Origin of the sequence: Acidiferrobacter thiooxydans, assembly GCF_003333315.1 — a bacterium.
Taxonomy (GTDB): domain Bacteria; phylum Pseudomonadota; class Gammaproteobacteria; order Acidiferrobacterales; family Acidiferrobacteraceae; genus Acidiferrobacter; species Acidiferrobacter thiooxydans.
This window is the reverse complement of record NZ_PSYR01000002.1, coordinates 609656-626700: the sequence shown is the minus strand read 5'-3', so window position 1 is coordinate 626700 and position 17045 is coordinate 609656. Positions and strand designations below refer to the sequence as shown.

The window sequence follows — 17045 nt, the reverse complement described above, 5'->3', positions numbered from 1 at the left end:
GGTAAATGTCGGACGCCTATTGCTACTGGTTGCGCCGCGACGGTCATGCCATTCGCGCACAACACCCGATCTTGTGGATCAATGAGATGCTAGCATATTGCGTCTACGCGTTCGGCGATGTGCGAGTTGAGTTCGTCGCAGGCATGTCATGAGGTGCCTGCGCATCGTCGGGCTGACGTCGAATGGTGCGAACTCTGGCCAATCAACGCGCTACGCGATCGATTTGCCTGGCTTGGCAGCCGGCGAGGTCCACACTTGGTTGTTAGCAATCGACGCCGATGCCGACTCAACCTTGCTTAGCGCGGAGGAACGGCGTCGAGCCGACGAGATCCGCGACGACCGGCATCGCCAACGGTTCTGCTCTGCCCACAGCGCCATACGGCGCCTGCTCGCCGGCTACACGGGTATCGCCCCCGCCGACATTACATTCGACTACAGCCGGCACGGCAAACCAAGACTCGCACGGTCGCAGACGTTCTTGGCAATTCAATTCAGCGTGTCACACACACACGACCGGTTGCTGATCGGCCTGAGCGCAAACGGCGAGGTTGGCATCGACATCGAATTCCTGCGTGATGACATCGACTACCTTGCTATCGCGCGGCGGCATTTTTCGGCAAGCGAACTGCGGGCCATTCTGAACCGGCCGAAGGCGATGCAGGCGGCGGCATTTTTCCGCTGTTGGACCGGGAAGGAGGCCATCACGAAAGTGCGAGGACAGGGCCTGCGCTGCGACCTGAGCAAGTTTCGCACACTGGATGACGATGCGAGTTTGCGCGCGCGCGTAGTCGCGGGTACGGATACGCCCCACGCGCTGCGGGGCTGCTACCGTCTGCATGCGGTAGACACAGAGCCCGGTTACTGCGCGAGCATCGCCATGCTAGAGGCGACGCACGGCACGGCCTACCCGCTGCGTCAGTTTATCGGCTCAGCTATTTCGGTATAGTCTCGGCTTGACGATGTTCAGCATGAGCGCCTTGGCCACCGCATGCTGCCAATTGATTGCACCCAGTTTTTTCGTTGTGTTATTGAGATGGAATATGGTGGTGCGTTCGGTGATGCCGAGGAGCTTGGCGATTTCCCACGACGTCTTACCTTTGAGGTGGACCCCAACCCTTGGACAAAATCTCCGGATCTTTAAGTGGATCATCCGCCGGGTTGATCAAGCGGCTTGTCCGAGAGGCACCCCAGCATAAGCTTGCCACGGTGTCTGTCGATCGAGCGCTTGATGGCGTCTCTCATTATTGTAGAATTCGAAGTATTTGGCAAGGGAGACTCTTGCTTCAGGAACCGATTCGTCGCCCTGCGCGCACAGCGAGGCCTTCAGGTACATCTCCTCGTATTTGACGCTTCGCCAAAGGCGTTCGACAAACACATTGTCCCGCCAGCGGCCTTATGGCTTGTAGACGATCATCAAGACCCGCGCCTTTTTGACACAAAGACGCGGATTGACATGATCGTTAACAGCGGGCGAGGAGGGCGGCATTACACGAGCGGAGCGAATCGTCAGGGTGGCGGCCCAGAATAGAAAAACGAGTTTTGCGGGGGAGCGGGGTGCTAGAATAACCCAGGTAACACAAGGATAGAGGGCTTATCGTGCACATCGAGCTGACTACCGCCTTTCGCAGGGCACTGGAAGGATATATCCGTTTCGTCGAGGGGTTGCTGGGCGCCAACAGTCAGGGCGCGACCTTGGGCGAGGCCAGTGACCGGCTGCGTGAGGCAGTCACTACCGCCGATTACAAGGCGCAGGCAGTGTCATTGGCAGAGAGCCTCGGAGCGGCAAAGGCTGCCCGCAAGCTCGGTATTTCGGTCAAGACGCTGGCTAATTGGATCCGCATTTCGCGTGATGGAGCAGGGTTCGCCAAGGACGGGAAGCGCCGTCCTGTGAGCGATGTGGAAGCTGAGAATGCACGGCTTCGAGCCGAGAATGCTCAGCTGCGCATGGAGCGCGATTTCATAAAAAAAGCCGCAGCGTACTTTGCGAAGGAGTCCAAGTGAAGTACGCCTATATCGCCTCGCAGCGGACTCACTACCCGATCGGGTTCATGTGCCGGGTACTTGAGGTATCGACGTCGGGATTCTTCGCCTGGCAGGCCCGAGAACGTGCGCCACAGAGCGACGCGGACGCTCCGTTGCGTGCAGCGATCATACAGGTCCACGAGGAAAGCCGGCGCCGCTATGGTCGCCGGCGCCTCACGCATGCCCTGCGCGCACAGGGCATGCGCATCAACCCCAAACGTGTGCATCGAGTGATGCGCGAGGAAGGCTTGCGAGGCGTGCGTAAAGGGCGCTTCGTGCCGCGCACGACCGACAGTGCCCATCAGCGCGCCATCGCCCCGAACGTCCTACAGAGGCGATTTAGCGTCGACACAGCCGTGCCGGCCTGGACAAGCGACATCACGTACGTTGCCACTCGTGAGGGCTGGCTGTACCTGGCGGTGATTATCGCCTTACAGACACGCCAGGTGCTCGGCTACAGCCTCTCGGATCGCATGCCCGATGAGCTGGTGCTCAATGCGCTGCGCAATGCCTGCCATCTCCAGACACCGCCATCCGGTACGGTGTTTCATTCCGACCGCGGCAGCCAGTACGCCAGCGATGATTTCCGCAACGCTCTCGGCGCACTTGGCATGGTGGCCAGCATGAGTCGCAAGGGAAATTGCTGGGACAATGCGGTCTCGGAGAGCTTCTTCGCAACACTGAAGACCGAAGAAGCGACCGAGCCGTATGCGACAAAACAGGACGCCCACAGAGCGATCGCGCAATACATCCACGGATTCTACAATCCTGTCCGCCTGCACTCATCACTCGGATACTTGTCGCCCAACGAGTATGCGCGCAGAATGCAACACCCAGATCAAGACCCGTCTATGAGGTCCGCTGCGTAGGGACCACTTCAAAGAGCCCCATCTGCGGGCTTGGACCCTTCTCGCTGCGTGCGCTATAGCGCCGAGCGATCGCGAGGTTCAGTTGTTCCTGCAGAAGTTCGGCATGGCGGGTCAAGCGCTCGATCGTGGCATCGCGCACGGCGATCAAGACCTTCAGGGCCTCGATGTCGTTGGGTAGCGCCGTGTCCCGTATGCCGTCCGTCATAGCCACGATTATACGACAGTCGAATCGATATTGCACCCCCATGGCCACAATTTTTGCTAGGAAACCCGCTGATACACCAAGGACGGATGCGGCTTCATGAGGGTGATGTCATACCCCGCGAGCAGCCACTGGAGCTGGTCTTCCGAGAGTGTCAGGACCGCCTCCGAGACCTTGCGCGGCCAGGCAAAGCGCGCCGCCTCCAGGCGCTTTAACCACAGCGCAAAGCCGGTCTGATCCCAATAGAGGATCTTCACGCGGTCGCGCCTGCGGTTCGTGAAGATAAAGAGCGCGCCCGTTAAGGGGGACAAGGCCATCTCTTGCTCCACACGGGCGGCGAGCCCATCGATCCCCACCCGGAAGTCGATGGGATCACGGTGCAGATACACGGCCAAGGGGTCTATGAACATGCGCATGGGGATCAGGCCTTAAGGGCCATAAGGAGGGCGGCCACCCACGCCGGGGGCACGGCAGACGACAACGCCAGCGAGGCCTTGCCGATAGTGAGCGTGACCGTATCCCCCACGCAGTGGGGGCCACCTGGCTTGGGGCCGACCGGTGCTGGCAGACCCCGGGGTGTGACCGTCACCGGCACGAAGGCCGCGGGGGGTGCGCCACGCTTGACCTCTTGCCCCCGGCGGCTTGCCGAACGCCCGCGAAGCTCCAGGCTGCGCCGATAGAAGTACGTCAACCGTAGTCCATGCCGGGCACAGAAGTCGCGCGCACTCTCTGCGCTTGCCTCGTACTCGGCAAAGAGCTCTTGCCAAGCCTCATTACTGCGGATCTTTGCCATCCATCCGTCTCCATCAATGTGATGGATCGGATCGTAAGCGACTTAGAGGATCGCGGGCAGGGTGCGGTTGCTGGAGCGCTTACGTTCTTCTCGCGCGCTACCGTCCGGTTTCTTGGTCGGCGTGATCTCACGGAGGTAAACGGTCCCAGGCCTCGGCCAGGGTCGTGCCCTCGGCGTCGGTGGGGGAGACGAAGGTGCCCCGACTCATCTCGCTTTCTATACCGTCCGCCCAGACCTCGGTCGCCCCCTGGTGTCGAAGCTGCGGGTTTGCCGGGGGTATCGTCGGCGCCGCACCAGCGCCTGCCAGACCCGCTTGCCGTTAGGGCCCTTCCGTTGCCGAACGTCGCCATGCGACACCTCCGCGTGTGGATGAGCGGTACATGCCTCACGGATTGTTGCGGCATTGTCGCAAAAGGCCAGATGAAAAGTGAACCGATAGGAGGAAAAGTCGGTAAGGCATTGTTTTTCTTGGTGCCCGAGGCCGGACTCGAACCGGCACAGCCTTACGACCGAGGGATTTTAAGTCCCTTGCGTCTACCAATTTCGCCACTCGGGCAAGACCACAAGACTAGAGCTTCCGGGCGCGCATGGCAACGGGGCCTGGTCTGTTTTGGTGGCAATCAATCGTCTTTTGTCGCGAAATCAAGGGGCGGCGATGGAGCGGGATGCGCCTTTTTGCGGTTCGGCGCCGGATATTTACGGAAGGGGGACGTTATCGGGTAGGGGGCAGGGTTACCCCTGTCGCCCTCCCACACCACCGGACGTGCGGTTCCGCATCCGGCGGTTCATTGAACACGCTGGAGTCGTCGCGTCGTATCGAGCAGCGACACCAGACCTAAACGATCAAAGAAGGACTTCGGGAAGGCCTGGTTCATGTGGCTCGCACCACTGTTCCACCATGGCCCGCGTTGATTGAAGGCCGAGCGAAACGCCCGCTCTTCCGTCAGTCCCAGCTTCATCAGGTTCTTGGCACGAGTATAAGGGCGTTTCCACTGCCGCCACAAAATGCAGCGCAGTTTGCGCCTGATCCAGCCATCCAGACCTTCCAATGCCTTCTTGGTCTCGGCCAGCTTGAAATACGCCATCCAGCCACGCAGGATCGGATTGAGTTCCTCGATGACTGTCTTCAGGCTGCGTCCCCGCGCACCTTTGAGTACTTCACGGATTTTGTCTTCCAGCCGCTGGAGGCTGGTCGGCGCAATCTTTAGTTTCGGAGCCTGGTGCCACGTGAGGCTGTAGCCCAGAAACTTCCTCTGCCACGGATGCGCTACCGCGCTCTTGGCCGCATTCACCGTGAGCTTGAGCGTGTCCGCCAGAAACCGGGTGATGCTCGCCATGACCCGCTCCCCTGCCTGCTGGCTTCTGACGTAGATGTTACAGTCGTCGGCATAGCGGCAGAAGGCGTGGCCCCGGCGCTCCAGTTCCCGATCCAGTCCCGTCAGCAGGATATTCGACAGCAGTGGAGAGAGGGGTCCGCCTTGCGGCGTGCCCTCCGTCCTCGGGGAGACAATCCCCTCCGCCATCATGCCCGCTTCCAAATACCGGCGGATGAGTTGAAGTACCCGTCCATCGTCGATCTTCTTCGAGAGCTTTTCCATCAGCAGGTCGTGATTGACCCGATCAAAAAATTTCTCCAGGTCCATATCGACCACCACCCGCCGGCCTTCGGCGACAAACTGCTTGGCCGCCTTGACCGCTTGGTGGGCATTCCTTCCCGGCCGAAAGCCGTAGCTCGATTCCGAGAAGTCCGCTTCGAAGATCGGTGAGAGCACCTGATGCAGCGCTTGCTGGATCAGTCGATCCGTCAGCGTTGGGATGCCGAGCGTTCTCACTCCACCTTGCGGTTTCGGTATGTCCACCCGGCGTACCAATTGGGGCATGTAGTCCCCGGTCAGTAGCTTGGCCTTGATCGTCGGCCAGTGTTGCTTGAGGTGGTCTTTGAACTCCGCAATGCCGATGCCATCGACGCCGGCAGCGCCTTTGTTCTTGACCACCCGTTGATACGCAAGCATCAGGTTGCCGCGTTCTACTACGGCGTCCATTAACCCGCTCGACTCCGCTTTCGTCCGCCTGCGGGTCGTCGCGTCAGTCTCGGCGCCAGCCGCAGCCATCCCAGGGTTCCGCCCCGGGCTCGCTGCACTGGTAGGCACTTGCCGTGTCTCTTCTGCCTTCATCGGCTGTCCGCGTGTTCCCGCCGCCTACTTGCGGCTTTCAATGTTCGGCCCTTCGGCTCGTCCTGACGCCTATTATGGCCTCTGCTGACTTCTGCAGGGGCATCCCGGCACCTCTCGATGCCAGTAGCACTGAGGTCACGCTCGGCGCCCTTGCAGATCTCCCCGGGTATGACGCACCCACCTTCACGCTTATGCCCGTCGGATATACGTTGCAACGTTCCGTACAAGTTTCGGGCTTTGACGATATTGGCCGTCTTACCCCGTTGCAACGCCTCATATCCGCTTCCTGTTCGTCAGGCCAGCGCTTTGCCTTCGGCTTCCTCCAGATTCGCAGTCGCCCGCGACACCCTTGCCGTTCGGCTAACTCTTCCCCTTGCCGGGCGAGTAGAGGACTTTCACCTCCAAGTGAGTGCGCCCTGCCGGGCGCACCAAGGAAAAAGCCCCGGCGAGGCCGGGGCAAAGGATGATGCCATGAAGGCGCTTATTGTGCGGACTGGTATGCGCCCAAGTCGTAGGATCCACTTGTCGGTCGTGCCACGCCGTTAAAGTCGTGCGTCACGGACGGTAGGACGATACCGGCGTTGATAGCGGGACTGTTGGCGCTCAGCGTAAGGGTCGAGGTGCTGGCGTAGAGCGGATTGGCGACAATCGTATACTTGTCAAGACCCGTGGTCTTTTGCCAGGTGGCAAACGGCATGCCGTAGATGTTCTTGTCGTCCCACTCGAAGGTGACTCCGTTTGGGTTGTAGTACATATTGTAATCGATATGGAGCGTCGCGTAGTTGGTCATGGCGTGCGGCGCAATGACCTCCATGGGGCGATTCGTCAAGTTATAAAGGATGTTGTTGCGGATGTATACGTTGGTGCCGGCCTGATTGAGGGCGGATTCGTTCGAGATCATGATGCCGCCGTGACGGGCAATCGCCGTGTTATAGCACGAGTTGTTATAGATCTCGGCATTGTAGGAAGACGACTCAGCCAGGCACGCGCTCTGGTCGTTGGTGATGACATTGTTCTTGACGATGCTGTTGTAGGACTCGTAGGTCTGGCCGGGGAGCAGGTACTGGACGCCTGTGGACTCGCCGAGCATGATGCCGCGGCTGTAGATGTTGTTGAGGGTGTTGTCCTCGAAGGTGATGTTGCCGGCGTTGCCCTTGCAGTACATGCCGATCGAGGCGACGTTATAGACGGTGTTGTGGGCCACCAGCACGTTTTGCGAGCCGACCATGTCGACCCCCTGGGCGTTGCTGCCGGGGGCGGCGTTGTTGTTATGGATCTTGTTGCCCCAGATCACGACGTTGTGGGCGGCCTGCACGAGCTTTACGAGGTCGTTATGGGCGCCGGAGATGTCATTGTCCACGAGCTTGACGTCCGGGACCGAGATCTGCACGGTGTATTGCTGGGCATTGGTGATATTCAGCCCCTTGACCTCCCAGTAGGTGGGCGCCCCGGTGGCGTTGTAAAAGAACACATCGTTCATGGTGTTGCTGCCGTCGATCGTGACCTGCTGGTTCTGGTAGGGCTCCATGGTGATCCAGCCGTTGGCCGTGCCTGGGTGGTCGATGGTGATGCCGCCTGGATAGGTCCCGCCCATGATCTCGATCGTGCCGCCCGGCCCCACCGTCTCGATGGCATGCTGGATCGTCAGAAACGGTGTCTGCGGGCTTAGCCCGTTATTGCTGTCCGAGCCGGTCGTGGCGACATAGTACGTCTGGCCGGTACCAGCACCCGGGGTGTTCAAGGCAAGCCCCATGGGGATGGTGCTGCCGGTGATAGGGGTGGTAGTGCTGGCGTTATTATTGGCGCTGGTGTTCGTTGGTGCGCCGCTACTGGATGGCTGGGCGCCAGGGCTTGCCGCGGTCCCGGTGCCACTACCAGTGCCTCCGCTCACACAGGCAGATAGGGAGGCGGCGATGGCCAGGGGCAGCAAAAGTTTCTTGAACGAGCGACTGGTATTCAGGAAAGACGTATTTGTACCAACCATTGCGACTTTCTCCGTCAAGGTATCATCCTGCGAGTTTCATCCCTATAAAGGCAGGTCCACACAAACGTGATTTCCCGATCCCTGGCAACGGAATGCATGGTGGCTCACACAGGAATATGTCTCATAGCCGTTCCTGATGAAGTCCCAAGGCTAAGGGATGTGTGGAAGCGTCCGGTTAAAGCGGGCCGACGGACGGTCATTTTTTGGCAATGACACGTCGGCGCATCGGAGACGATTCGGCATTCATGGGTGCGAGAGGCAAGTCTATACGCGGCGGTATCCGAACGATGGGCGGTCCGATCTTGATTGAAGGCTGGGGATTTCCGAGTCATGGCGCCACACGGATGTCTGGTAATCGATAGCGCTGTGCTGCGACCAGTCCCGGGCCTTGGTGCGAGAACCCAAACGAGGCACGATGCCGCTCGCCATGGGCCTCCCGGTATATGGCAAGACGCGTGGCAAAAGAGAGGCGTCACGCGGGGCGTGCTCATAGGACCCGGCGTGTCGGCAGCCCGGACAGAATGGAGGCGCAATCACAGCCCCCAAGAGGCGCCTTCGGTATTGCGGGTCTTCGTCGGTCCCTTATGGGATACGGTCCCGGTGGGCGGCTGTGTTAAAGCATGGCGCGAGCCCTACGGCCGAGGTCGTTGCGTTCACCAGATTCGCGCGAGAGGCCCCAGCGTTTAGGCCGGGGAGGGAAAGCGCCGGTTTTGCCTCCAGACCCTTGCTTCTGTGATGGATATTGTCTGTACTGTGCCCATGAAGATGACCCTGCAAACCCGTCTTCTGCCGGCACCGGACCAGGTGATGGCCTTGGAGGCCACACTACGCGCCTGCAACGCCGCGGCGGATTGGCTGGCGGGCGAGGCCTTTGTCCGAAAGACCGCCAACAAGGTCCTTCTGCAGCAGTTGTACTATCGGGAGTTGCGAGCCCGGTTCGATCTCTCGGCGCAGATGGCGGTGCGGTGTATCGCCCAGACCTGCGAGGCCTATAAACGCGACAAGAAGAAACGGCCGCATTTCCGTCCCTGCGCCTCTATCCCTTAGACCTGCGCCTGATGAGCTTCAAGGGGCTGGACCGGGTGAGTCTTCTGACGCTTCAAGGCCGGATCCTCGTGCCGTTCATCATGGGCACATACCAGTCCGAACGGTTCAGCGCCGCCAAGGGCCAGTGCGATTTGGTCCGGCGGCGCGACGGCCAATGGTTCCTGCTGGTGACGGTCGACGTCCCCGATGGCACCAAAACCTCCACGACCGACTTCCTGGGCGTCGACCTGGGCGTGGCCAACGTCGCTACCGACAGCGACGGCGTGAAACATTCCGGAGATGGCGTCGAGGCCTGTCGCATCCGCCACCACACCCGGCGCCAGGGACTGCAGAAGGCGGCGGGGCGCAAGCGCCGCGGGCGCCGGCCCAAGGCCCCGCCCGCAAACTGCGCACACTCTCCGGGCAGGAAGCCCGTTTTCGCAAAGACGTCAATCATACCCTGTCCAAAACGCTCGTTGCCAAGGCCCAAGACACCGGCCGCGGATTGGCCCTCGAAGACTTGAAGGGCATTCGCGACCGGACACGGTTTCGCAAGGCACACCGGGCGCGGATGGGCGGTTGGGCCTTCCATCAGCTCCGCACCTTCATCGCCTACAAGGCGCAAAGGGGCGGGGTGATGCTGGAGATCGTCGACCCCCGCAACACCAGCCGGGAATGTGCTGTCTGCGGGTACGTCGCCAAAACCAACCGCCCCTCCCAAGCCGAGTTCCGCTGCGGGGTCTGTGGACACACAGACCCCGCGGATGTGAGCGCGGCCCGGAACATCCGTTCCCGGGCCGGGGCCGCTGTCGACCGGCCTAAAGTCTCGGAACCGCCGCACACGATCGCGGCTTAGTACAGGGACAAGCTCCGTCCTCATTGCAGGCCGTTATGGCCTGTTAGGGCGGGGTTGTTGACTCCTTTAGGCGCTGCCGAGGCGCCGGGAGTGTGCGTAGACTCGCAGGCGATTGATATCGAGGGGCTTATGAGAATTGCGCTTCCACAACACATAGGTTTCATTCCCGACGGCAACAGGCGCTGGGCGCAAGACAAGGGGCTTGCGCGCGAGCATGGCTATGGGTTCGGGATAGAGCCGGGGGTGCGGCTGTTCGAGCGCTGCCGGGACATCGGTGTAAAGGAGATGTCGATCTACGGTTTCACGCGCGACAATACCAAGCGGCCGGCGGCCCAGAAGGTGGCGTTTTCCGAGGCGTGCGTGCGCTTTGTCGATGATATTAAAGGGCGCGGCGCGGCACTACTCGTGCTCGGCGATGAAGACTCGGGTGTATTCCCGAAGGAATTGCGGGTCTATCGGGAGCGGCAGGGGGTCGGCATGAAGGTCAATCTGCTCGTGAATTACGGTTGGGATTGGGATATAGAGGGCCTGCGCCATGGAGGCTTGCGCTCGGGTGCTGTGTCCAGGATCGATCTGATCGTGCGCTGGGGTGGCGGTCGGCGCTTGAGCGGATTCTTGCCGATCCAATCGGTGTACGCGGACTTTTTTGTCGTTGACGAGTACTGGCCGGACTTCACCATGGATCAATTCGAGGCGGCGCTCCGCTGGTTTCGTGCACAAGACCGCACCCTCGGAGGCTAGGAGCCAACGAACAGCGCCTGTGCGCTCATATCGCACACAGCCATGTTAGGATCATGGTTTGGCGGTATCGGTGGAGGCGGCGGTGGATCGGGAGGGAGGTCGGGGGCAGGCTATGGGCGAGGCCATGAGATGGCACTCATTACTGACGTCGGCGCGTCTTGGGGTATCGGCGGTGCGCGGGTCGCCCACCACCGGGCGCAGTGAATTTCAGAGAGATTTCGACCGCATTATCTTCTCCTCGGCCTTCCGGCGGCTCCAGGACAAGACCCAAGTATTTCCTTTGGCAGAGAGCGATTATGTGCGCACGCGTCTTACGCACAGCCTCGAGGCCTCGAGTGTCGGGCGCTCACTCGGCACGCTTGTCGGTGCGGGTCTCAAAGCGCGCTACCCTGAGATCGAGGATCTTCAGGTGTCGCCGTCCGACATAGGCGCGATCGTCGCGGCGGCATGCGTCGCCCACGATATCGGTAATCCACCGTTCGGTCATTCCGGTGAAGATGCCATCCGCCTTTTCTTCGAGACCCACGCTACGGGCGCGGATCTTCTCGCATCCCTGTCCGAGGCCCAGCGCGCGGACTTTTTGCAGTTCGAGGGTAATGCGCAAGGATTTCGAATCCTGACCCGGTTACAGAGTCCAGACAATCGCGGCGGCCTGCAGTTGACCCTGGCCACCCTCGGCGCCTTCACGAAATATCCCCGCGGCGCACGTCACGATCCCGTTCCGGGGGCGGTCAGTCTGCGCAAGCATGGCTTTATGGCGGCCGACGAGGAGCATTTCGCGCAGGCGGCCATGGGGCTGCAGCTCACTGCGCGCGCCGACGGTATCTGGACGCGTCACCCGCTGGCCTACCTCGTCGAGGCCGCCGATGACATCTGTTACCACGTCGTCGACGTGGAGGATGCTTATCGACTCGGCATTCTGTCTTATGAGGATGTGGAGGGGGTATTGGCTGGGATCATCGATGATCCGGCGTTGCCGCGGCGCCTAGCCGGCATGAATGACGACAAGGGGCGCATCGAATATCTGCGCGCGCGCAGCATCAATACCCTGGTAGAGCAGGCGGCCCAGCGCTTTTTGGCGATCGAGGATCGGTTGCGCGCCGGAGATTGCGATGTCCCATTACTCGCCGAGGTGAGCGCCGCAGGCGGCATGCAGGCCTTGCGCGGCCTCGGCGAGCAGCGTATCTACATGGCGCCGCCGGTGGTGGAGATCGAGGCTGCGGGGTTTGAGGTCCTGGCCGGGTTGCTTGCGGTGTTCGGGGCAGCGATCGAGGCCCAGGCCCGCGGTCGGATCAATGCCCGCGATCGTATGCGCCTGAAGCTCGTGCCGACACAGTTTCTCGGACCAAACGGCGGAGTCCATGAAGATCCCTACCAGCGCCTCTTGCGCTTGACAGATTTTGTATCTGGAATGACAGACACTTACGCAGTATCCCTCTACAAAAAAGTTACCGGTATTTCTCTGCCGGGGGGTGAATGGTGCGCTCATCGCGGGCCCATCCGGCCAATGACGGACTGAACTGAGCCCAGGAAATGGGAGACAGTCTCAGGCACGGAAGATCGTGCAGCCGCAAGGCTTCGGGCGCGATCGGGATGCTAAGGAGAGCGGCTATGGATATTGCCGAGGATGATGGGGCGTTAACGGGGGCCATACAGAATATTCTCATTGCAGGCGGTATCGACGATCCGATAGCCGAAAGCGAGCGGATCGTGAGCGAGACCCGGGAGATGGAGCTGGATCCTATGGGCGTGAGAGAGCGGGCAGTGTCGATGGCACGCGCCCGCGCAAGCGGCATCCCGCTCGGTTATGTCCTCGGACGCCAACGCTTCATGGGGATCGAGATCGCAGTCGGCCCCGGGGTTTTGATTCCGCGCAGCGAGACCGAACTTTTGGGGTGGGAGGCGGTGGCACGGTTACGCGAGGCGCGCGGCGCTCACGGTCTCGGCGCGCGCGTAATCGATATGTGTTGTGGTTCCGGCAATCTCGCCTGTGGCATTGCCCATGCCATTCCCGGTGCGGAGGTCTGGGCAAGCGACCTCATGGAGGACTGCGCCACACTGACTTTGCGTAACGCCCAACGCCTCGGGCTGTCAGACCGTATCCATGTCGCATCCGGTGATCTGTTCGAGCCGCTCGCCGCGAGCGAGGCGGGGGCTTGTGACGTGATCGTGTGCAATCCGCCTTATATATCAAGCCATAGGCTGAGCCGCGATCGCCAGGACCTCCTGGACCACGAACCGCGCCAGGCATTCGACGGCGGCCCGTATGGCCTATCCATTTACCAGCGGCTCATCCGTGACGCGGCCCCATTTCTGGTGACCGGCGGCTGGCTGCTTCTTGAGGTCGGCGTCGGGCAGGCCGTTTCCCTGGAGCTCCTTTTGGGGCGTTCCGGGGCCTACGATCATGTGGAACTGGTTGCCGACCCTCAAGGAGAACCCCGCGTGATCGCGGCACGCCGCGCCATCATGGTCAAGGGCGGCCGCTCACCTGCGCCAGGTAGATGAGCAGCGCGATCCCCATCAGAACCAGCGCCAGAACCATCGCAACATAAGGGGCCGGGTTGCCCGGGCCCCGCGCGGGGCCCTCGGCCATGATGGCGCGGCGCGTGCGCAGAAAGCGTATCGACGCCCCGACCATCATGGATATCCCCAAGGCGACGAGCCCCATTCCCAGAATCTCCGCTCCGTGCAGCCCATGGTGCGCGCCGGTCCCCTTATGCAGCGCCTTGCCGATGTAGACGAGAAAAATATCGAATTTTTCGACTAGAAAACCAAATGCCATGACCGCAACCCCGGTACGCACCCACGCGAGGTAGGTGCGTTCGTTTGCGGCATGATCCCCGTAGCGCTCGATCATTGTCCTTTCATCCCCATCTGGGTAAGCCCCGCGTCGCCGAGCGACCTTAGCGCTCCGTCGTTCGACCGATTTCCGTACACGGCCTTCCGCTATACAGTCGAGCCAACATGAATTTCCAATGATACATGCTGAATCGCCGCAGTGCGCGATTCCGCAAACTCTCCAGGGGGCGCACGTGACGGACCCACGGCTTAAGACACGCGAGAACCCCTTGCCGTTGCGCGGTTGCACGGGACGCATAGGCGTATTCCGTGCACTCCATCTAGGTGACATGCTATGCGCAGTGCCCGCACTACGCGCCCTGCGTACGGCCTGTCCAGACGCTCGGATTACGGTCATAGGCCTGCCGTGGGCGCGCGAACTCATCGCTCGCTACCGTCACTATGTCGACGATTTTCTGGCATTTCCAGGACACCCGGAATTGCCGGAGACCGATGTCGGGTACGCCGCCTACGGGCGCTTCCGGGAGGCGTTCCCAAAGGATTTCGACTGGTTGATCCAACTTCATGGCGACGGCCGCGTGACGAACGCCATCGTTGGGCAGTGGCCTGCACAACACATGGCAGGCTTTGCACGCGGCGGCGGAGGGTGTCACCGATACTTTTTGCCATATCCCTCGGGCCATGAGATCGACCGGCTTCTGGCTCTGGTGCGGTATCTCGCCGGCGATGGCCCTGTCGATCTCGAGTTTCCGCTTCATGCCGAGGATTTCACACGCCTCCAGGGGACGGCGCCATTCTCGGATCTGTTCGATGCCCCCTATGTCATCGTTCACCCGGGCTCCCGCAATCCGCAGCGCCGCCTGGCGCCGGCATTTTTTGCGCAGGCCGTGGCCTGGCTTGCAAGCAAGGCGCGCGTGGTGCTGACCGGTGGCCGCGAGGAACGGGATCGCAATGCACATATAGCGCAAAACACAACCCGCGCGATCAACGCCGCGGGCATGACTTCGCTCGTAGACCTCGGAGTGCTCATCGCCAGGGCGCGCTGTATCGTCACCAACGACTCCGGGCCTGCGCATCTCGCGGCCGCTCTGGGCACCCCAAGTCTCGTGGCAGTGAGCGCATCGGACCCAGCGCGCTGGGCCCCCAAGAATACCTTGCGCCATCGCGTGCTCGATGCCCGTGGCGGGCTTGCGAGCGCCCGATTCCTGCGCATGGTGCAAGACCTGTACGAGGATACGGGGAGGGCTGTGTGCTAGGCGGCGGTACGAGACGCTCACCCTTGCGCATCCTGACGTGGCATGTGCATGGCAGCTATCTCTATTACCTGAGTCAGCTGCCATACCTGTTCTATGTCCCGGTAAAACCAGGGCGGCCGGAGGGTTACGGCGGGCGTCGCGGTGGGCGCTCGTGGCCCGCCAATCTTTGCGAGGTGGATGCCGATAAAGTGTGCAACCTAGCACTGGATGCGGTCGTGTTTCAGTCGCCCAGGCCCTATGAACACGACCAGTACGAGCTGCTCACCGCGGCGCAGCGCGCACTTCCGCAGATCTATATCGAGCACGATCCGCCACGAGGCCATCCGACAGACACCCGCCACATCGTCGATGATCCGACGGTATTGTTGGTGCATGTGACCCACTTCAACGCTCTTATGTGGGACAACGGACGTACGCCCGTGCACGTCATCCGCCACGGGGTGGCGGTGACACCTCATGTGCGTTACACCGGCGAGATCGCGCGTGGTCTCGTGGTGGTCAATGACCTGCCAAAGCGCGGCCGCAGGCTCGGGTGCGATGTGTTCGAGTACGCCCGCCGCCGCGTACCGCTCGATCTCGTCGGCATGGGTTCAGAGGCCTTGGGCGGGCTCGGGGAGATTGCTGCAGATGAGCTTCCCGGACTCATGGCGCGCTATCGGTTCTTTTTCAACCCGATCCGCTATACGAGCCTGGGTCTTGCCGTGTGCGAGGCCATGGCCGCAGGAGTCCCCGTGGTGGGGCTTGCGACTACCGAGATGCCGTGTGTCATACGAAATGGGGTGTCCGGTTACATCTACACCGACATGGAACAGGCGGTACGCAGAATGCGGGAGCTTCTCGCGCGACCGGATCGGGCGAAGGCCCTCGGTGAGGGCGCGCGGCGCCGCGCGTCCCTCCTTTTTTCCCTGACACGATTCGCGCGCGACTGGGATTTGGCGTTGGCGGCGGCGGCCCAGCTACGGACGCCTTACAACGAGAAAATAGCGGCAGGAGGCCTGAATGAGCAAGCGGATTGCGCTTATAAGTGAGCATGCTTCGCCGCTCGCGATCCTCGGCGGTTGTGATTGCGGCGGTCAGAATGTGTATGTCGGTCAGCTCGCCCTTGGCTTGTCGCGGCTTGGTTATCGCGTGGATGTGTTTACGCGGCGCGACGACATGGGCTTACCCGAGATCGTAGATTGGACGCCGGGGGTGCGCATCATCCATGTCCCTGCAGGGCCAGCGCGTCCCGTGCGCAAGGAAGATCTGTTGCCTTACATGAGGGACTTTGGGCGGTACATGGAGTCATGGCTCAAACAGGGTCGGGGGCGATACGACCTGATTCATGCCAATTTCTTCATGTCGGGTATGGTGGCGCGCGAACTGCGAGAGCGTTGGGGTATCCCGTTTGTCATGACCTTCCATGCCTTGGGGGCGGTCCGCCGACTCCATCAGGGCATCAGCGATCAATTCCCAAGGGAGCGTAACCTGATCGAGTCGGAGATCGCGGCCGATGCCGATGCCATTCTTGCCGAATGTCCTCAGGATGCCAAGGATCTGGGGGTCTTTTACGGGGTCACCTGGGACAAATTGCGACTCGTGCCGTGCGGCTTCGATCCCGCGCAGTTCTGGGCCATGGATAAGGGCGCAGCCCGACGCGAAATCGGCGTGGCGCCAGATGAGCCCTTGTTCGTGCATGTGGGGCGCATGGTACCCCGCAAGGGGATAGATACCATCATCGAGGCCATGGCGCGGCTCCGAGACCAACACCGTCTGAAGGCAAGTCTCATCGTGGTAGGCGGGGAGACCGATCGTCCGGACGATCGCGTAACCCCCGAGATCGGGCGACTCAAGGCCTTGGCGGCGCGCCTGCATGTGTCCGACGAGGTGATATTCGTCGGACGACGTAGGCCCGATCAGCTACGCCCCTACTATAGCGCCGCCGATCTATTTGTCACGACCCCTTGGTATGAGCCTTTCGGAATCACGCCGCTCGAGGCCATGGCGTGCGGGACGCCAGTCCTGGGGTCGGCCGTAGGCGGCATCAAATATACGGTGCGCCACAAAGAGACCGGCTATCTCGTCCCGCCCCATAACCCAGCGGCCGTCGCCCTTTACATGGCCCATGCCCTGCGTGCCCCCGAGGAACGACAACGACTGGGCCAGCAGGCCCTGGCGCGGGCTACATCCTTATTTACTTGGCAGAAGGTCGCAGCGCTGGTCGATCGCGCATATAGGGAGGTCCTGAAGGCGCGCGACCGCGCGAACCTTGGAGGGATGCCGGCATTATGTGGCGACTCTCCCGAGGCGCCTCGTTCATCTCTGAATTAAAAGGAGGACACAT

18 protein-coding genes, 1 tRNA gene and 1 pseudogene are annotated in these 17045 nt (G+C 61.3%); 11 read left to right on the top strand and 9 right to left on the bottom strand.

Going from position 1 to position 17045, the window contains the following annotated elements; translation table 11 throughout:
• Positions 1–148: 148 nt before the first annotated feature.
• Positions 149–946, top strand: a complete 798-nt coding sequence (locus tag C4900_RS10030) for a 4'-phosphopantetheinyl transferase family protein (protein ID WP_065972271.1) — start codon at positions 149–151, stop codon at positions 944–946.
• Here the strand turns inward: C4900_RS10030 and C4900_RS17300 are convergent.
• Together C4900_RS17300 and C4900_RS10020 are read right to left on the bottom strand one after the other, a co-directional pair.
• The gene (locus C4900_RS17300) at positions 929–1150 is read right to left on the bottom strand and encodes a helix-turn-helix domain-containing protein (RefSeq protein ID WP_065972270.1); all 222 of its coding nucleotides are present in this window, start codon (positions 1148–1150) and stop codon (positions 929–931) included. The two genes, C4900_RS10030 and C4900_RS17300, sit on opposite strands and share 18 nt — an antisense overlap.
• A 12-nt stretch (positions 1151–1162) precedes the next feature.
• Positions 1163–1393, bottom strand: a pseudogene (locus C4900_RS10020) (integrase core domain-containing protein); the annotation flags it as partial.
• A 203-nt stretch (positions 1394–1596) separates the two neighbouring features.
• Here C4900_RS10020 and C4900_RS10015 point away from each other — a divergent pair.
• Positions 1597–2001 (top strand): transposase, encoded by a 405-nt coding sequence (locus C4900_RS10015; RefSeq protein WP_211306882.1) that lies wholly within the window; start codon positions 1597–1599, stop codon positions 1999–2001.
• On the top strand, positions 1998–2891 hold the full coding sequence (locus C4900_RS10010) for an IS3 family transposase (protein ID WP_114282231.1): 894 nt from the start codon (positions 1998–2000) through the stop codon (positions 2889–2891). Before C4900_RS10015 ends, C4900_RS10010 begins: the two co-directional genes overlap by 4 nt.
• Here the strand turns inward: C4900_RS10010 and C4900_RS10005 are convergent.
• From C4900_RS10005 to C4900_RS09980, 6 genes are all read right to left on the bottom strand, one after another.
• Positions 2872–3096 carry a hypothetical protein gene (locus tag C4900_RS10005; protein WP_147267175.1) on the bottom strand — a complete coding sequence of 75 codons (225 nt, stop codon included), beginning with the start codon at positions 3094–3096 and terminating at the stop codon, positions 2872–2874. The genes C4900_RS10010 and C4900_RS10005 overlap by 20 nt on opposite strands.
• A gap of 56 nt (positions 3097–3152) precedes the next feature.
• Positions 3153–3509, bottom strand: a complete 357-nt coding sequence (gene tnpB / locus C4900_RS10000) for an IS66 family insertion sequence element accessory protein TnpB (protein WP_114282766.1) — start codon at positions 3507–3509, stop codon at positions 3153–3155.
• Positions 3510–3514: 5 nt separating this feature from the next.
• The gene (tnpA, locus tag C4900_RS09995; protein ID WP_065971441.1) at positions 3515–3886 is read right to left on the bottom strand and encodes an IS66 family insertion sequence element accessory protein TnpA; all 372 of its coding nucleotides are present in this window, start codon (positions 3884–3886) and stop codon (positions 3515–3517) included.
• Between the two features lie 469 nt (positions 3887–4355).
• Positions 4356–4442, bottom strand: a tRNA-Leu gene (locus tag C4900_RS09990).
• Between the two features lie 229 nt (positions 4443–4671).
• Positions 4672–6060 carry a group II intron reverse transcriptase/maturase gene (ltrA, locus tag C4900_RS09985; protein WP_065971440.1) on the bottom strand — a complete coding sequence of 463 codons (1389 nt, stop codon included), beginning with the start codon at positions 6058–6060 and terminating at the stop codon, positions 4672–4674.
• Between the two features lie 481 nt (positions 6061–6541).
• Positions 6542–8044, bottom strand: coding sequence for a right-handed parallel beta-helix repeat-containing protein (locus C4900_RS09980; protein WP_114283018.1), 1503 nt, complete (start codon positions 8042–8044; stop codon positions 6542–6544).
• A 753-nt stretch (positions 8045–8797) separates the two neighbouring features.
• Between C4900_RS09980 and C4900_RS09975 the strand changes: the two genes are divergently transcribed.
• The 5 genes from C4900_RS09975 to C4900_RS09955 all read left to right on the top strand — a co-directional run bounded on the left by C4900_RS09975 (position 8798) and on the right by C4900_RS09955 (position 13172).
• Positions 8798–9091: a hypothetical protein gene (locus tag C4900_RS09975; RefSeq protein WP_147267119.1), complete on the top strand. Its 294-nt coding sequence runs from the start codon at positions 8798–8800 to the stop codon at positions 9089–9091.
• A 154-nt stretch (positions 9092–9245) separates the two neighbouring features.
• Entirely contained in the window at positions 9246–9926 is a 681-nt protein-coding gene (locus C4900_RS17295) for an RNA-guided endonuclease InsQ/TnpB family protein (protein ID WP_211306881.1), read from the top strand.
• A gap of 135 nt (positions 9927–10061) precedes the next feature.
• Positions 10062–10667 carry an undecaprenyl diphosphate synthase family protein gene (locus tag C4900_RS09965; RefSeq protein ID WP_065969446.1) on the top strand — a complete coding sequence of 202 codons (606 nt, stop codon included), beginning with the start codon at positions 10062–10064 and terminating at the stop codon, positions 10665–10667.
• Positions 10668–10725: 58 nt separating this feature from the next.
• A complete protein-coding gene (gene dgt, locus C4900_RS09960; protein ID WP_211306880.1) occupies positions 10726–12186 on the top strand; it encodes a dGTP triphosphohydrolase in 1461 nt (486 codons plus the stop codon).
• 92 nt (positions 12187–12278) lie between these two features.
• On the top strand, positions 12279–13172 hold the full coding sequence (locus C4900_RS09955; RefSeq protein WP_083995698.1) for a N5-glutamine methyltransferase family protein: 894 nt from the start codon (positions 12279–12281) through the stop codon (positions 13170–13172).
• Here the strand turns inward: C4900_RS09955 and C4900_RS16035 are convergent.
• Positions 13138–13524, bottom strand: a complete 387-nt coding sequence (locus tag C4900_RS16035; protein WP_065969426.1) for a YidH family protein — start codon at positions 13522–13524, stop codon at positions 13138–13140. The two genes, C4900_RS09955 and C4900_RS16035, sit on opposite strands and share 35 nt — an antisense overlap.
• A gap of 175 nt (positions 13525–13699) precedes the next feature.
• On the opposite strand from C4900_RS16035, the gene C4900_RS09945 reads away from it, so the two are divergent.
• The 3 genes from C4900_RS09945 to C4900_RS09935 are packed head-to-tail and all read left to right on the top strand — an operon-like array spanning position 13700 to position 17032.
• The gene (locus tag C4900_RS09945) at positions 13700–14722 is read left to right on the top strand and encodes a glycosyltransferase family 9 protein (RefSeq protein WP_170132503.1); all 1023 of its coding nucleotides are present in this window, start codon (positions 13700–13702) and stop codon (positions 14720–14722) included.
• 23 nt (positions 14723–14745) lie between these two features.
• Positions 14746–15750 (top strand): glycosyltransferase family 4 protein, encoded by a 1005-nt coding sequence (locus C4900_RS09940; RefSeq protein WP_083995702.1) that lies wholly within the window; start codon positions 14746–14748, stop codon positions 15748–15750.
• Positions 15722–17032, top strand: coding sequence for a glycosyltransferase (locus C4900_RS09935; protein WP_065969431.1), 1311 nt, complete (start codon positions 15722–15724; stop codon positions 17030–17032). The genes C4900_RS09940 and C4900_RS09935 overlap by 29 nt, the downstream gene beginning before the upstream one ends.
• Positions 17033–17045 lie beyond the last annotated feature (13 nt).

Excerpts from the sequence above, each read along its gene's own strand:
- ltrA (WP_065971440.1), bottom strand. The coding sequence starts at position 6,060 with ATGAAGGCAGAAGAGACACGGCAAGTGCCTACCAGTGCAGCGAGCCCG.
- C4900_RS09935 (WP_065969431.1), top strand. The coding sequence starts at position 15,722 with ATGAGCAAGCGGATTGCGCTTATAAGTGAGCATGCTTCGCCGCTCGCG.
- C4900_RS09955 (WP_083995698.1), top strand. The coding sequence starts at position 12,279 with ATGGATATTGCCGAGGATGATGGGGCGTTAACGGGGGCCATACAGAAT.
- tnpA (WP_065971441.1), bottom strand. The coding sequence starts at position 3,886 with ATGGCAAAGATCCGCAGTAATGAGGCTTGGCAAGAGCTCTTTGCCGAG.
- C4900_RS10030 (WP_065972271.1), top strand. The coding sequence starts at position 149 with ATGAGGTGCCTGCGCATCGTCGGGCTGACGTCGAATGGTGCGAACTCT.
- C4900_RS16035 (WP_065969426.1), bottom strand. The coding sequence starts at position 13,524 with ATGATCGAGCGCTACGGGGATCATGCCGCAAACGAACGCACCTACCTC.
- C4900_RS09980 (WP_114283018.1), bottom strand. The coding sequence starts at position 8,044 with ATGGTTGGTACAAATACGTCTTTCCTGAATACCAGTCGCTCGTTCAAG.
- C4900_RS17295 (WP_211306881.1), top strand. The coding sequence starts at position 9,246 with ATGGTTCCTGCTGGTGACGGTCGACGTCCCCGATGGCACCAAAACCTC.
- tnpB (WP_114282766.1), bottom strand. The coding sequence starts at position 3,509 with ATGCGCATGTTCATAGACCCCTTGGCCGTGTATCTGCACCGTGATCCC.
- C4900_RS17300 (WP_065972270.1), bottom strand. The coding sequence starts at position 1,150 with ATGATCCACTTAAAGATCCGGAGATTTTGTCCAAGGGTTGGGGTCCAC.
- C4900_RS10005 (WP_147267175.1), bottom strand. The coding sequence starts at position 3,096 with ATGACGGACGGCATACGGGACACGGCGCTACCCAACGACATCGAGGCC.